Origin of the sequence: Streptomyces shinuiensis (assembly GCF_043660855.1) — a bacterium.
Classification (GTDB): Bacteria; Actinomycetota; Actinomycetes; order Streptomycetales; family Streptomycetaceae; genus Streptomyces.
This window is the reverse complement of sequence record NZ_JBIHML010000001.1, coordinates 207,086-222,243: the sequence shown is the minus strand read 5'-3', so window position 1 is coordinate 222,243 and position 15,158 is coordinate 207,086. Positions and strand designations below refer to the sequence as shown.

The 15,158-nt window shown below is 72.7% G+C and carries 11 protein-coding genes; 2 read left to right on the top strand and 9 right to left on the bottom strand.

Going from position 1 to position 15,158, the window contains the following annotated elements; translation table 11 throughout:
• Positions 1–3: 3 nt before the first annotated feature.
• From ACGRHY_RS00855 to ACGRHY_RS00830, 6 genes are all read right to left on the bottom strand, one after another.
• The gene (locus tag ACGRHY_RS00855; protein ID WP_394633456.1) at positions 4–723 is read right to left on the bottom strand and encodes a sulfotransferase-like domain-containing protein; all 720 of its coding nucleotides are present in this window, start codon (positions 721–723) and stop codon (positions 4–6) included.
• A complete protein-coding gene (locus ACGRHY_RS00850) occupies positions 720–1,703 on the bottom strand; it encodes an aldo/keto reductase (RefSeq protein ID WP_394633455.1) in 984 nt (327 codons plus the stop codon). Before ACGRHY_RS00850 ends, ACGRHY_RS00855 begins: the two co-directional genes overlap by 4 nt.
• An 80-nt stretch (positions 1,704–1,783) precedes the next feature.
• On the bottom strand, positions 1,784–4,864 hold the full coding sequence (locus ACGRHY_RS00845; RefSeq protein ID WP_394633454.1) for a non-ribosomal peptide synthetase: 3,081 nt from the start codon (positions 4,862–4,864) through the stop codon (positions 1,784–1,786).
• A 55-nt stretch (positions 4,865–4,919) separates the two neighbouring features.
• Positions 4,920–6,032, bottom strand: a complete 1,113-nt coding sequence (locus ACGRHY_RS00840) for an NAD(P)/FAD-dependent oxidoreductase (RefSeq protein WP_394633453.1) — start codon at positions 6,030–6,032, stop codon at positions 4,920–4,922.
• Complete coding sequence (locus ACGRHY_RS00835) at positions 6,029–7,507, bottom strand: MFS transporter (RefSeq protein WP_394633452.1); 1,479 nt, start codon at positions 7,505–7,507, stop codon at positions 6,029–6,031. Before ACGRHY_RS00835 ends, ACGRHY_RS00840 begins: the two co-directional genes overlap by 4 nt.
• A complete protein-coding gene (locus ACGRHY_RS00830; protein WP_394633451.1) occupies positions 7,504–9,162 on the bottom strand; it encodes an AMP-binding protein in 1,659 nt (552 codons plus the stop codon). The genes ACGRHY_RS00835 and ACGRHY_RS00830 overlap by 4 nt, the downstream gene beginning before the upstream one ends.
• A gap of 281 nt (positions 9,163–9,443) precedes the next feature.
• Between ACGRHY_RS00830 and ACGRHY_RS00825 the strand changes: the two genes are divergently transcribed.
• Complete coding sequence (locus ACGRHY_RS00825) at positions 9,444–10,343, top strand: ATP-grasp domain-containing protein (protein ID WP_394633450.1); 900 nt, start codon at positions 9,444–9,446, stop codon at positions 10,341–10,343.
• Between the two features lie 73 nt (positions 10,344–10,416).
• A complete protein-coding gene (locus tag ACGRHY_RS00820) occupies positions 10,417–11,514 on the top strand; it encodes an aldo/keto reductase (RefSeq protein WP_394633449.1) in 1,098 nt (365 codons plus the stop codon).
• A gap of 25 nt (positions 11,515–11,539) precedes the next feature.
• Here the strand turns inward: ACGRHY_RS00820 and ACGRHY_RS00815 are convergent, their stop codons facing one another.
• From ACGRHY_RS00815 to ACGRHY_RS00805, 3 genes are all read right to left on the bottom strand, one after another.
• Positions 11,540–12,511 carry a GNAT family N-acetyltransferase gene (locus tag ACGRHY_RS00815; RefSeq protein WP_394633448.1) on the bottom strand — a complete coding sequence of 324 codons (972 nt, stop codon included), beginning with the start codon at positions 12,509–12,511 and terminating at the stop codon, positions 11,540–11,542.
• Between the two features lie 99 nt (positions 12,512–12,610).
• On the bottom strand, positions 12,611–13,429 hold the full coding sequence (locus ACGRHY_RS00810) for a DUF6202 family protein (RefSeq protein WP_394633447.1): 819 nt from the start codon (positions 13,427–13,429) through the stop codon (positions 12,611–12,613).
• Between the two features lie 128 nt (positions 13,430–13,557).
• The gene (locus ACGRHY_RS00805) at positions 13,558–14,718 is read right to left on the bottom strand and encodes a DUF6421 family protein (RefSeq protein ID WP_394633446.1); all 1,161 of its coding nucleotides are present in this window, start codon (positions 14,716–14,718) and stop codon (positions 13,558–13,560) included.
• Positions 14,719–15,158: the final 440 nt, after the last annotated feature.

Genomic DNA, 15,158 nt, shown 5'->3' with positions numbered 1-15,158 from the left:
GTCTCACAGGGCGTGCTCGATCAGCCGTTCGTAGTACGGCAGGTGGTGCTCGTGGAAGGAGCGCAGCCGCTCGTCGTTGTCGACGGTGACGGCGTACTCCCGCTCCGGCGCCCGGAAGGCCGAGCTGGCCATGACGTCCAGGTGCCAGCGCCGGTTCGGCCGCCACTCGGCGCGCTCGCCCGGCCGCCAGTTCAGGGCCTCGGGGACGTGGGGCAGTCCGACCCGCTCGCAGTACGCCGAGACCACCTCCGCCGGATCGGCCAGCAGCCGTTCGGCGCGGATCACCACCGGGCGCTCGCCGGTGGTCTTCCAGGCGAGTTCGAACAGGCCCCACTGGTGCTCGTAGCCGATCTCGGAGCAGGTCACCTCGGGTTTGACCGCGTGGTGCGAGGCGATGGCGCGCGCCGGATCGCGGACGATGAAGGTGTGCCGGAAGTCTGCGATCCGTTCCGGATGGTCGAACAGGTACTGGTGGTGGTACTCCAGGGTGTCCTTGAAGAACACCGGCCGCTCCTCGCCCAGCGCCGCGAGGTGGGCCAGCAGATCGCCGGGGGAGCGGAGCACGACCGTGCCCCCGTCCGGGGCGGGTACGGACACCTCGCCGTGGTCGGTGAGCAGCACCAGCGGCTCGTGCACCACGGTCACGTCGCCGCGTTCGGCCATCATGCGCAGGAAGGCGGTGGAGACCGCCCGGGGGTGCGCCCACATGGCTATGACGGTCACATCGACCACTCCGTCGGGCGGCGGTCCCAGCGGTGGCCGCGCAACTCGTCGAGCAGGGCGCGGTCCAGCCGCCGGCCGTCGGAGACGGCCAGGTTGGCGCGGACGTGCTCCGGTCTGCGCATGCCGGGGATGACGGTGCTGACGGCCGGGTGATGGAGGATGAAGCGCAGCGACAGCTCGGGCAGTGTCATGCCCTCGGGCAGCACCTTCTTCAGCCGCTCGGCGCGTTCGACCGTCCGGCCCAGGTTCTCGGGGCCGAAGTAGACCGCCCGCCAGTCCTCCTCGGGGAAGACGGTGTCGTGGGTGAGCTTTCCGGTGAGACCGCCCTCGTCGAAGGGGACGCGGGCGATGATGCCGATGTCGTCGAGCAGCGCGCGTTCGAACAGCTCGTCCTCGGGGGCCTGGTCGAAGATGTTGTGGATGACCTGGACGACGTCGACCAGGCCGGTGTCGATCGCCCGCAGGCAGTTCTCCGGCTCCCAGCGGTTGACGCTGATGCCGAACCCCTCGACCACGCCCTCGGCCTTGAGATCGGAGATCACCCGCTGCCAGCGCTCGTCATCGCTCCACCGGTCCTCCCAGACGTGGAACTGCAGCAGGTCGATGCGGTCGGTGCCGAGGTTCTCCAGGCTGCGGTGGACGTACTCGCGCACATGGCCGGGCGGGAAGACGTCGTCGAGGGTGTCGCCGGGGCGTGGCGGCCACTGCCGGTTCAGCGGCGGGACCTTGGTGGCGACGTACAGCCGGCGGCCGGGGTGCCTGCGCAGCAGGTCGCCCAGCATCCGCTCGCTGACACCGCGGCCGTAGACCCAGGCGGTGTCGAAGAACGTGCAGCCGAGCTCGACCGCCAGGTCCAGGCAGTCCGGCGCCGTGTCGTAGTCCCAGCCGGTGAAGCCCCCGGGGCCGCCTCCGATGCCCCACATGCCGTAGCCGATCTCGCTGACGTCCCAGCCGAGCCGGCCCATGCTCCTGTAGTGCACTGTCGTCCTTTCGGTTCGTTCTCTCGGATCTCTCGGTGTGTTTCGGTGTGTGTCGGGTGCCTGACCGCCCGCCGCGCCGTTCAGGCGGTGAGCGTGGTGCGGTAGGCGGCGACCGCCGCCTCCAGCGGCCCCTGGCGCAGACCGTGGCGGGCGTCGAGGGCGGCGCACGCGTCCCTGGTGAACAGGCCGGGATTGTCCGACAGCAGGTGCCGGAAGTCCGGTGGTCCGCCGGGCGCGGCCGACGGCAGGGCCGTCAGCAGGGCGTGCAGCACGGCCGCGGCCGAGTCCCTGTCGCGGTCCGCCGCGTCCCGCAGTGCCGCCGCGAACTCCTCCCCGGACACCGTGCGCAGGGCGCGCGCACCGCCCGGAGCGGCCAGATCGAGTGCGGCGAAGTCCACACCGCCGGGGCGGAAGACGTGGTAAACGCCGTGGCCGGACGGCCCGGGCGGCGGCTCGGTGAGCGCGGCGACCAGCCGGGCGGCCGTCTCGTCCACGGGTGTGTAGTCGGAGACCATCGGCACACCGGGCCGCACGCCCAGCTGGAGGAAGGCGGACAGCAGCAGGTGGGTGAGCGCCGCGGGATTGGGCACGCCGTTGTCGGCCGCCGGCATCACCTCGCCCAGCCGGTGCACCACCACCGGCGCGCCCAGCCTCCGCGCCGCGAGCACCATGCGCTCGGCCACCCACTTGGACCGGCTGTAGCCGCTGGCCGGCAGGGCCGCGTCACGGGGGTCGAAGTCCTCGCCCACCGGCTCCGCCGCACCGGCCGCATGCCGGTCCAGGACGCCGAGGGTGGAGATGTGGTGCAGCGGCTTGGGCCGCCCCGACAGGGCGAAACGCAGCACCTCGGCCGTGCCGGCGACATTGGCCGGGCAGTGGGAGCGGTAGTCCAGCAGGAAGTTGACCAGCCCTCCGATGTGCAGCACGGCGTCGCACTCGGCGGTGAGGGGCTCCCACTCCGGGCGCGGCCAGCCGAAGCGGGGCCGTTCCAGGTCGCCGCGGCGGGCCTCGACACGCGCGGCGACGTCCGCGTCCCACAACCCCTGCGAGCGCAGGGCGCGCGCCAGCCGCTCCCGGGCGTGCGCGTCGTCGCGGGCGCGTACCAGGCACACCGCGCGCGCCCCGGTCGACGTCACCAGCCGGTGCACGGTCCGGGTCCCGACGAAGCCGGTGGCCCCGGTGACCAGGACGGTGCGCGGCGGCGCGGCCGGGTCCGCGCCCGCCGCCCCCCGCGCCAGGCGGGTCAGGTCCGCCGGGAGCCGTGCGTCGCGCTCCATCGAGCGTGCCTCGTTCCCGGTGGGCGCCCCGGGCTTTCCGCCGCCGTGTGCGCCGGGTCCGCCCAGGATCGCGGCGAGCCGCTCGGGCGTGCGGTGCTCGTAGACGTCGGACAGGCTCACAGAGGCGCCCACGGACTCCCGGATGCGCAGCGTCGCGCTCATGGCGGACAGCGAGTCGCCGCCGCGCGCCAGGAAGTCGTCGCCGGTCCGGAAGTCGGGCAGGCCGAGCACCGAGCCCATCACGTACGCGATGCGCTGGGCGGGGGTCCGTGCGTCCGCCCGCCCGCGCACGGCCGGTCTCGCCCCGGACTCCAGCTTGTCCTCCACGATCGCGCGCAGCGCGCACAGGTCCACCTTGCCGTTGTCCGTCAGCGGCAGGGCCTGGAGCACGAAGCAGTGGCGCGGCACCTGGATGCGGGGCAGCACGGACGACAGATGGGCGCGGAGCGCCGCCGGAGTGGTGCCCGGCTCGGCCGCCGCCGCGACCACCAGCCGGGTGCGCCCGGCCCGCCGCACCGTCATGGCCTTGGCCTGGACGACACCGCGGCAGCCCTCGGCGGCGGTCTCGATCTCGGCCGGCTCGACGCGAACCCCGTCCACCTTGGCCTGCCGGTCGCGCCGCCCGGCGAAGCGCAGCAGCCCCCGCTCGTCGTACCAGCCCAGATCACCGGTGCGGTACAGCCGCTCGCCGGGGACGGAGGGAAAGGGATTGGGCACGAACGCGCGCTCGGTGCGCCCCGGATCGCCCAGATAGCCCGCCCCCACACAGGCGCCGCCGACCAGGATCTCGCCGGTGGCGCCCGCGGGCAGGGGCCGCAGCGTGTCGTCGACGACGAGGGCGTGGCAGTTGTCGATGGGACGTCCGAGCGGTATGTGGTCGCCCTCGTCGCCCCGGACGCGGTGGAAGACCATGCCGATGGCGGTCTCCGAGGGCCCGTACCCGTTGTCGATCTCCAGGCCGGGGACCATCTCCCGCAGCCGGTGGACGGCGCGCGGCACGATCTCCTCGCCGCCGACCACCAGATGCCGCAGGGAGGAGACCCCGCGCACGGCCGCGGGGTCGGACTCCAGCAGGGCCACGAGCATGCCCAGGATCGCCGGGACGAAGTCGGTGACCGTGACCCGGTGGCGGTCGATGGTCTCCACCGTCCGCTCCAGGTCGAGGAACTCGCCTTGCTCGGGGACGACCGCCCGCCCGCCGGTGGTCAGCGGCCACAGCAACTGCCAGATGGCCGAGTCGAAGGTGTGGCGGCTGTTCTGGAGCACCACCTCCCGCCCGGTGGCGCGGAAGTGGCGGGTCATGAAGCGGAACCGGTTGGCCAGGCCGCCGTGCAGGTTGAGGGCGCACTTGGGGTCGCCGGTCGTGCCGGAGGTGAACACCCCGTAGGCGATGTCGCCGGGGCCGGGCGGGACGCCGGGACGCTCGGTGCTCGGCGCGATCCCGGCCGCACGTACGACCGTCGCCGGCCGGCCGGCGCACACCGGCGGCCCGGAGGTCAGGACGAGCGGCGGGTCCAGCGTCCTCAGCACCGAGCGCAGCCGCTCCTCCGGCCACACCGGGTCGCACAGCGCGAACGCCGCGCCGGTCTTCATCAACGCCATCATGCACAGGGGAAGTTCGACGCTGTTGCCCACCACCACGGGCACCACCGAGCCGGGGCCCGCACCGGCCGCCGACAACCGCTCGGCGAGCCCGTTGGCGAGCGCGTCGAACTCCGCGTACGTCAGGGTCCTCTCCTCCCGCGCCCCCCGCCAGATCAGGGCGGGGCGGTCGGGGGTCCGGTCGGTCTGTTCCTCGATGAGCGCGGTCACGGGCCGGTAGGGACCGTGGTCGACGCTGTCGCCGGCGGAAAGCCGGAGGTTGTCCGACGTATCTGTCGACATATCTGTGCACTCCCTGCTGGTGACGGGACGGCGCGCTGGAGGGGAGCCGTGCGGGTCACGGACGGGGGGTCAGGTCCGGGACCAGGGGGGCGAGCGCGGGTGGCGGCCTGTCCCCCACGGCGAGGGCGGCGAGCAGGGAGCCCGCCGCGGGGGCTGTCTGGATCCCGTATCCGCCCAGCCCGGCGAGCCAGTGGAATCCGGGTACGCCGGGGTCCGGGCCGATGACGGGCACGTCGTCGCCGGGCGAGGTCCGCAGTCCGGCCCAGGCGTGCCTGATGCGCCGGACGCGGAGGGCGGCCACCGCCTCGAAGCGGTGGACGGCGACGGCCACGTCGAGGTCGTCGGGCCGTACGTCGCCGGGCGGGGCGGGGGCCGAGTCCACCGGGGACAGCAGCAGCCCACCCGACTCCGGTCTGGCGTAGAAGGTGTCCGCCACGTCGCAGACCATCGGCCAGCCCGACACGTCGAGACCGGGCGGCAGCTCGGCGACGGCGGCGGTGCGGCGGCGCGGCACCAGTCCCGCCGGTGCCGCGCCCGCCAGCCGGGCCACCTCGTCGGCCCAGGCCCCGGCGGCGTCGACCACGACCGGAGCGGAGAACTCCCCGGCCGTCGTGGCCGCGTACCAGCGGCCCCGCCGCCGCTCCAGGGAGCCGGCCCGGGCCCCGGTCACGACGGTTCCGCCCGCCGCGCGCAGACCGCGCAGGAAGCCCTGGTGAGCGGCGTCCACGTCGATGTCGCACACCCCCGGCCGGTACAGGACCCGGCCGAAGGACTCCGGACGCAGCACCGGACACAGCCCCAGGGCACGGGACCGGTCGATCTCGACGGCCGGTTCGGGAGCGTCCGCCCCCGCCGCCAGGGCCTGCTCGAACAGGCCGGGGCCCCCCGGGGTCTCCAGGGCCAGGACGCCGCGCGGGCGCAGCAAGGCGGTGGGGGAGAAGCCCTCGGGGGGCCCGGTGTAGAAGGCGCGGGCGGCCGCGGTCAGGGCCCGCACCGCCGGGCCGCCGTAGTACTCGGAGAACACCGCGGCGGACCGCCCGGTCGAGTGCGCACCCGGTACGCCTTCGGCCTCCAGCAGCGTCACCCGGCCGTGCCGGGCGAGGAACCAGCCGGCCGCGGCGCCCGCGATGCCGCCGCCGATCACCAGGAAGTCGTCCACACCGATCACCCCTCGTCCGGTCCTGCGGCGCTCGGGGTGTTCGAGGACGGTTTCCCGGGCACGGAGACGGCCGCCGGCAGCAGCGACAGCGCGGTGACCGCGGCCGCCGCGAGGAAGCCGTGGGCGATCCCCGAGGACAGCGCCGCGCCCGAGGCCTTGGCTCCCGTGTGCCCGGCGGCGCCGGCCGCCCCCCAGACGACGGCGCCGAGTACGGCCAGCCCCGTCGCACCGCCGATCTGCCGTGCCATGGTGAGCAGGCCCGACGCGGCGCCGGAGTCCTCGTCGGCCACGTCCGCCAGGGCGGCCAGGGTCAGGGGGACGCCGGTGACTCCGAGCCCCGCGTAGACCAGCACGGTCGGCACGAGCATCCCGGCGGCGTAGCCGCCGGACTCCCCGATGCGCGACAGCCACGCCATTCCGGCCGCGGCGGTCAGCAGACCGCAGCACACCAGCGCACGGGCCCCCAGCAGGGCCACCAGACGCGGGCCGACCCTGGCCCCGGCGACCAGCAGGCAGGTCAGCGGGAGGTAGACGACCGCGATCCGCAGGGCGCTGTACCCCCACACCCGGCTGAGGAAGAGGGTGAGGAAGAAGAATACGCCGAACATGGCGGTGCTGGTCAGCGCCAGCACCGCGTGGACGCCCGCCCGCCGCCCGCCGGTGAACAGCCGCAGCGGGACCAGCGGTTGCGTCCCGCGCCGCTCGACCGCCACGAAGATCGCCAGCAGCACGGCCGCGGCGCCCAGTGCGACGAGCACCTCCGGCCGCGTCCGGCCGCCGTGCCCGGAGGAGGCGGAGACCAGTCCGTACACCAGCAGCAGCGCCGCCAGGGTGCCGGTGACGGCGCCGGAGGCGTCGAACACCCCGTGTCGCCGGGGCGTCCCGGGCAGCACCCAGCGGGTGACGGCCAGGAGCACCACCCCGATCGGCACGTTGACGAACATCACCCAGCGCCAGGAGAGCCAGGCGGTGATCACGCCGCCCGCCAGCAGACCGAGGCCGCCGCCGGCCGTGGCGACGGCCGTGTACCAGCCGATCGCCCGGTCGCGTTCCGGCCCCTGCGGGAACGTCACGGCGATCAGCGACAGCGCGGCGGGCGAGGCCGCGGCGGCGCCCGCGCCCTGCGCTGCGCGGCACGCCACCAGCAGCCACGGTTCGGAGGCGAGGCCGCCCAGCAGCGAAGCACAGGTGAACAGCGTCAGTCCGGCCGCGAACATCCGCCGCCGACCCAGGATGTCCCCGGCCCGCCCGCCCAGCATCAGCAGACCGCCGAAGGCGATGGAGTACGAGGCGACGACCCACTCCAGCCCCGCGCCGTCCAGTTCCAGGGAGCGCTGGATGCTCGGCAGCGCGACGTTGACGATGGTGGCGTCCAGCAGGAACATCAGCTGCGCCGCGGAGATCACCGCCAGCGCGGCCGGCCGTCGGCGGGGTGTCCGCCCGCGCTCCGGGGTGTCCGCCGCGGCCTGCGGGGGCGCGGTCATCGGCGCGCGGCGCGTTCGTGCTCGATCTCCAGACGGCGGCGCAGCGGGTGGCGCAGGATCTTGCCCAGCGAGTTCCTGGGCAGCTCCCACACGAACTGCACCCGGTCCGGCCACAGGACCTCGGCCACCTTCTCCTCGGCCAGCAGTGCGTGCAGCGCCCCGAGGGTGGGCGGCTCCTCGCCCGGCACCACCACGGCGCACACCAGTTCCGCGCCGGGCACCTCCGGGTCCGGGTAGCCCACCAGGGCGGCCTCCTTGACCAGGGGGTGCCGCACCAGCACGGACTCCACGTACAGGGTGGAGACCTTCATACCGTTGGCCCGGATGATCTGGTCGACGGTGCGGCCGGTGATGCGGATGCCGCCGCGCCCGTCGTCGCGGGCCAGGTCGGTGGTGTCGAACCAGCCCTCCTCGTCCAGGCATGCCTCGTAGACCTCGCGCTGGCCGAGGTAGCCCAGGCACTGGGAGGCGCCGCGCACCAGCAGCCGGCCGGTGTCGTCGCCGGGCCCGGTGTCGACGCGTATCTCCATCGACGGCTCGGGGCGCCCGTCGCTGTGCGCCGCCCAGCCCTCCGGGTCGTCCGCACGGGTGACGGTGACCGCGCCGTTCTCCGTCATGCCCCACAGGGCGCGCACCGGGATGCCGAAGACCTCCCGCATCTCGGCGATCAGCCGGGGCGCGATCGGCGCCGAGCCGGAGACGACCTGCCTCACGCTGGAGGTGTCGCGCGGCTTCTCGCGCTGCGCCTCCAGCATCGACACCAGGAACGCCGGCGGCACGTACGCCCAGGTGACCCGGTGCCTGGACGTCAGGTCCAGCAGCAGCTCCATGTCGCGGCCCGCCTCCTGCATCACGCAGGTGGCGCGCAGCAGCAGCGGCATGTAGCAGGCGTAGGTCAGCCCGGCCATGTGGGTGGCGTAGTTGGGGATGGAGATGACGTCGTCCGTGGTGAGCCGGTGCGGTACGGAGACCGCCAGCACGGCCGCGTACAGGGTGTTCTGACTGTGCACCACGCCCTTCATCCGGCCGGTGGTGCCCGAGGTGTACAGCAGCAGCGACGGGTCGTCGGGCCCCAGCCGGTCGGCCTCCCCGACGGTGCGGCGCTCCTCCCAGGGCGTGCGGACGAAGAATTCCTCGAAGTCGACCGCGCCGGTCGCGGCGGCGTCGCCGACGACCACCCGGTGCTTGAGGGAGCCGGGCGCGGCCTCGGCCAGACGGGCGCCGTAGTCAGTCCCGTCGATGCGGTCGGCGGTCACGCAGACCTTCGCCGCGCTGCGGGTGAGCACGTCCGACAGCTCCCGTACGTCGAGCGCGGGGATGACCGGGCAGCCGACGGCACCGACACGGTGGCACGCCAGGTACAGGGGGGTGAGCATCCAGCGGTTCGGCAGGTAGAGGGCGACCACGTCCCCGCGTCCCACGCCGAGTTCGGCCAGGGCGGCGGCGAAGCGCTCGACCAGGCGCCGGAGCTCGGCGTAGCCGATGGTGCGCGAGTGGTCCCGGCCCTCGTAGGCGATGATCGCGGGGTGCTCGCCCCTGAGGCGCGCCGCCTCGTCGAGGTCGTCGAGGAACGTCTCCTCGCGCCACCAGCCCGCGGCCCGGTACCCGGCGGCCTGCTCGGGTTTCGGCCTGACCAGCGTCTCCCAGTCGCCCACAAGTGGTCCCTCTCGTACTCGAGCACGAATCCGGCCGCCGAGCCTAGAGGACCGGGCAGGGGTCGCGGTACCCCCTTCGAATAACATTCTGTTCGGCGGTCACGTAATTCGCTTAAACGTGCCGCAAAAGCGACAGGAGCGGGCATGGCGGCCTATCGGGGAGCAACGGGCTTTCCCTGTGTCAGAGGATTTGTTGCCTTGACGGATGGGAAGTGGCAGAGTCAGGCTGCGCCGTGCGTCCGATACTGTCCGCAGCGCACACGAGCGCTTCTGGAGGCACCGTGAAAATTGGCCTGCTCGGGTGGGACTATTCCGGGATCGACCCTGATGGAACGAGTCTGGTCGAATACGGGCGGGAGCGCGGTCATGAGACCTTCTTCTTCACGCTCGAGGAAATTACGTACCGCCCCGGCCCGCAGGGGGTCGAGTTGACGCTGAAGGGGGAGCCGGCCGCTTCTTTCGACGCGGTGATCAACCGCTCGAAACTCTACGGAGACGATTGGCGCGACCGGGTCGAGCGACTGGCCATGTTGAGCAACGTCCCAGGTCCGATGCTGTTCGACCCTGTGGGCGTATGGCTGACGGGCTACAGCAAGTTCCTTATGGCGCAGAAACTGGCCGCCGCCGGACTGCCTGTCCCGCCGATGCGCTCGGCGGTGTCGCTCACGGATGTGGAGACAGCTTTCGAGGAGTGGGGCGACATCATCATCAAACCCTCCTACGGATACCGAGGGCAGGATGTCGAACGCATCCGTGATTTCGGGAAGCAGAAAGAATTGGCAGAGGGCCTGCTGACGCGCTCCCCCACCGTCCTCTGCCAGCCGTACTACCCGACCGAGGGCGGTGAATACCGTATCAGCGTGGCAGGCGATGTCACGCCGATAAACATGCTCAAGCTCCCTCCCGTCGGTTCCTGGCGCTGCAAGACGTTGGAAGGCGCGAGTTTCGAGAGGATCGACGCGCCGGACGAACTGGTCGACCTGTCGGTCCGCGCCGCCCGGACCCTGGGAATGACCCTCTCGGGACTCGACGTACTTCCCCATGAGGGCGGTTACATGATTCTCGAGGTCAATCCCGTTCCCGGTTTTCTGAGCGTCCTGGGCGCGGAACAGCACCGACAGGTGCTGGGCGGCGTCTACGACTGGGTGGAGCGGAAGGTCCAGGAGGGCCCCTCCGTCTGACGGCGGACCGCCGAACCCCGCTCCGGCCGCCGTCCGGAGCGCCGGCCGTACGACACCGAGCACCGGGAGAGTCATGCGCTACACGACCTTCGGACGGAACACGGGACTGCGGGTCTCGGAGTTCGCCCTTGGCACCGCCAACTTCGGCGCCGCCTACGGCAGCAACCCCGGCGGCGCCGACCTGATGTGGAGCAGACGGGGCGACGGCGCCGAGCGGGAGGAGGCCCGCGAGATCTTCGAGCGCTTCGCCGAGGCCGGCGGCACCCTGGTAGACACCGCCGACTGCTACCACTTCGGCCAGGCCGAACGCCTGCTGGGCGAGTTCCTCGCCACCGACCGGGACCACTTCGTCCTGGCCTCGAAGTACAGCGGTGGGGACTCCCGGAATCCGGGGATCTCCGACACCGGCAACAGCCGCAAGAACATGATCCGCTCGGTCGAGGGCAGCCTGCGCCGCCTGAACACCGACCACATCGACCTGTACTGGGCCCACTTCCCCGACACCCTCACCCCCACCGAGGAGATCCTGGCCGCCGTCGACCACCTGGTGCGCAGCGGCAAGATCCTCTACGCCGGGCTGTCGAACTTCCCCGCCTGGCGCACCTCCCGCGCCGTCACCATCGCCGAACTGCGCGGCTGGTCGCCGGTCATCGGCATCCAGACCGAGTACAGCCTGGTCAACCGCACCGCCGAGCGTGAGCTGCTGCCCATGGCCGAGGGGCTCGGCCTCGGGGCGGCCCTGTGGTCGCCGCTGGGCGGCGGGCTTCTGACCGGCAAGTACCGCCGCACCGAGGCCGGCTGGGTCAGTGACGAGAAGCGCCGCCACCCCCGGAACAACACCGACCGGATCGCGGCCGTCGTCGGCGCCGTACGGGAGGTGGCCGACGAGGCGGGCACCCCGCCCGCCCGGATCGCGCTCGCCTGGCTGCGTGCCCGCGCCGCGCGCTCCACCACCGCGCTCGTCCCCGTCATCGGCCCGCGCAGCGCCGCCCAGCTCGAGGACTACCTCGCGGCGCTCGACATCGCGCTCACCGACGGGCAGACGCGCCGCCTGGACGAGGCCGGCGAGATACCGCTCGGCACGCCGCACGAGATCAACGCACTGGTGCGCGAGTCCGTGCTCGGCGGAGACCCGGACCGGGTGACCGCCCGCGCCGTCCCCGTGGCCTAGGGACGAGCCCGGCGGAGGTGTCGGCTCAGGCACCGGTCCGCCTCCCGGAGCGGGGGGCGGACCGGGTCACCTCCGCCAGGAACGGCGCCCGGTACGGCGCGGTGGAAACCGGGGAGCCGCTGATCAGACGTGCCGCGAGCGGATGCTCCGGGTCCGTTCCGGGGCCGGCGTAGGCCAGGACGAGGGCGGGGTCGCCCAGGGTGCGCAGGGAGCGCACGAGGTCCGCCTCGTCGTGGCCGTCCGGGTCGCCGAACTGCTGGGAGGGGACAGCCCTGAAACCCATACCGGTCTTGAAGTGGAAAAGGCCCGGCCGGGTGAGGTGGCCCAGCAGGTTCGGCTCGTTCCCCAGCGTCACCCGGGTGTAGCCCTTGGCTCGCGCGACCCGCATCGCGGAGAAGTACAGGGCGCGGGCCAGACTGTGCCTGCGCCACTCGGCACTGACCGCGGAGAAGCGCACCACCGCGGCGTCCCTCCCGGGCGGCTCCAGTACCAGGCAGCCGCCGGCCAGCTCGTCCCCGGCGTACGCGAAGACCCCGCAGAACTTCTCCGGTCCGTGCAGCACGGCGTCCCGGTACCCGAGGGCGAAGGGGACGCCGAAGCGCATCCGGGCCACACGTTCCTCGTAGAGGGCGAGGAACGCCTCCAGAGTCCGCTCCGACACCGGTTCCTCGACCACCTCGCGCAGCCCGGCCGCCTGAGCCCGGCGCCGGGCGCGCCGTACGTCCTGCCGCGCCTTGGTGTCCAGCCGGGCCAGGAACTCCTCCTCTCCGGAGCCCAGTTCGGCCACCCAGGTGATGGTGGCGGGCTTGCGCAGGAAGCCCCGCCCGGCCAGCTCGTCCCACAGCCCGGCGGGCGGGCACTCCATCCTGACCACATCCACATCCACATCCACGCCTGCGTCCGCGGCCCGCCCGGCCGCCGCGGTCCAGGGCTCGGCGGCCAGCTCGTGCGGCTCGATCAGAGCGAGCGACAGGCCGTATCTGTCCACGATCTCCATGCACCACTCCCGGGCCGGACGGTTGGCTGCTGCCGGGCGCCGTGCCGGTCCTCCCGGGTCCGGGGGACCGGCACGGCGCACTGCCCCTCTCCGGGCCGCTCAGGCCCCCTGGGCCACGCGGTCCCCGAAGCACTCCAGCGCGCGGGACCAGTTGCCCGCGTACTCGCTGACCAGCTCCACGAACTCGGCCGCCCGCGCGCCGTCGTCGACCAGGCTCGTCATACCGGTCTCGTCGTCGCTGACCTGCTGGGCGTGGACGGTCTCCGCCTTGATGTGGGCGTCGATCCAGGCGAACTGGTCCTTCTCGGTGAAGATCTGCTGGCCGTCGGCCAGGACCTTGGCGTACATGCGGCGGAAGCCCACCGCGATGTCCAGGGCGATGGTCTCCACGACCCGCAGTTGCACCGCCGCGCCCAGCGGCGAGGCCGCCAGGCGGTCCATGTTCTCCAGCAGATCCCGCACGGGGGCGGGGAGCTCGGCGGCGGCCCGCCGCCCGTCCTCGGACACATGCGGCAGCAGCGGGGCGATGACGGTGTCCTCCCACCACACGTAGTGGATGCCGGCCGGCCCGCGCGGCGCCACCGCACGGAACTCCGGGGCCGCGTTGTCCAGGTCGTCGCCGATGACCTGGTACACCGTCTGGAAGGCGCCCAGGACCTCGCGGGAGGGGTTCTCGCCCGCGAAGGAGCGGGCCATCACCCCCAGCCCGGCCAGGGTGGTGAACATGAAGCCCTTGGTCATCGCGCGCCACCACTCGGCGACGGCGAGCCCGGCCTGCGGGCTGACGGCCTCGACGCTCCGCGCGGTGCCGAAGAAGCCGTTGTCCGCGCGCCGCAGGCGCGCCTTGTCGATCTCCTCCTCGATCCGCTCGTCGAGCGTGCCGCGGTCGGCGGGCGAGAACTCCGGGGCAATGGTCACGATCACTCCAGGGGGTCCGACGGGTGGTGTACGAGTGGTGCACGGGAGGGGGTGCTCGGACACGGACGGCGCAGGGTCCCACCGCAGGGCCCGCCGGGGGAGCCGGGTCTCGGTGGCCGGGGCCGGGCCTAGACGCCCAGCCGCTTCTTCACCTCGGAGAAGAACGGCACGTACCGGTAGTCCCGGGCCACCGGGTCGTAGTCGGTGTACCGGTTGGTGAACTCCAGCAGCCGCTTGCGGACGGCCTCCACCGGCTCCCGGTGGATCGCGGCCTCGATGCGCTGGATCTCGCCGAGGAACTCGGCCAGGGCCGTGGGGACCGCCGCACCGAGTTCGATCACGCCGTCCCTGAGGCGGATGCCGCCGTGCTCGCTCAGGTAGCCGAAGAGCAACTGGGAGGCCACCGCGTCGTAGTTGGGACGCGGGATGCCCTCCACGGCGTAGCGCAGCAGCCGCTCCGCCAGGATGTACTCGTAGGCGGTGTGCGCCTCCTCGCGCGGCAGTGCGCGGTCGTTCAGCAGGGCCAGCATGGCGGAGACGTCCACGCGCAGCTCCTCCAGGCCCGCCAGCGGCTTGTACTTCTTGGCCGGGAGGAACTCGGGGATGGGCATGTCGCCCTGCCGGTGGTGGTACTCGTGCAGCCGAACCCACCAGGACGAGGCCTGCCGTATCCGCCCGTCCGGCGCGCCCCGGAGGCGCGGGAAGCTGTTCTCGGCCATCACGGCGTCGATCATCTTCCGGGTGATGCGGTTGTGCCGTTCGACGAACTTGTCGATGAAGTAGAAGATCAGGTCGTCCGGCCGCTGGAGGCCGTCGATGTGGTTCTCCGGGAAGAGCGCCACCACCACGCGCGAGGTGAAGCCCTGCGACCGACCGGTGATGACGACCGGTGCAGTCGGACTGGCGTAGCGCTCGGCCAGGTGGGGATCGGCGGGCAGTTCCTCGTAGGTGAGGTAGTCCAGCGACAGCTTGGGGAAGTACGAGGCGTCGAAGAGTGAGAAGAGGTGGTTGTCGCGGCGGCCGTTGATGTGGCCCTTGACGGCGTCCAGCCGGTCGCCGGGGGCGAAGGAGCCGATGTCCTCCAGGAGGGCCCGCACCACGGGCCTGCGGGACAGTTCCGGGGATCCCTCGATCCGTTCGGCCAGGACCTTGAGCGTGTCCCTCTCGCGGAACGACGAGCGGTCCGGCAGCTCCCGGCGGATCGCGTCCACCTCCGTGAACACCGCCCCCGTCCCGTCGTCCGGGATCCTCCCGCCGCTCTCCTCGTTCCTGCCGTTGTCGTGCCTCACACAGCCTCCCGGGCGCCGACGATCGAAGCCGGCACGAGTCGCTGATCGAACTCCCGAGGCGGACCGGTGGGGTCCGGCCGGGGGACGGTCCGGCCGACCGGACCGTCGGGTGACGACGCCGGTCGACGCGCGTTGAATTGAACCGGGGGCGCTCCGGCGCCGCCGATTCCTTTCCTCGCAGGTGTTCAGGTGTTCGGGTGTTCGGGTACATGCACGGTACGGCGCCCGAGCAGGACACGGGGCCGCGTTGGCCACCGGGGGCCGGTGGCCACGCAGGAGCGTAGCCACGATCATGTGGCCTGACCAGACGTTCGATCCCGTGAGTGCGGGCGTTCTTCCCGGGACGGGGAGCCCATGGCGGGTAACCATGACAAGGAGTCGGTTTCCGGGCCGGGCAAGGCGGAACAGGGCACCGGGGTGCCCGATGAACCGGCCGCCGG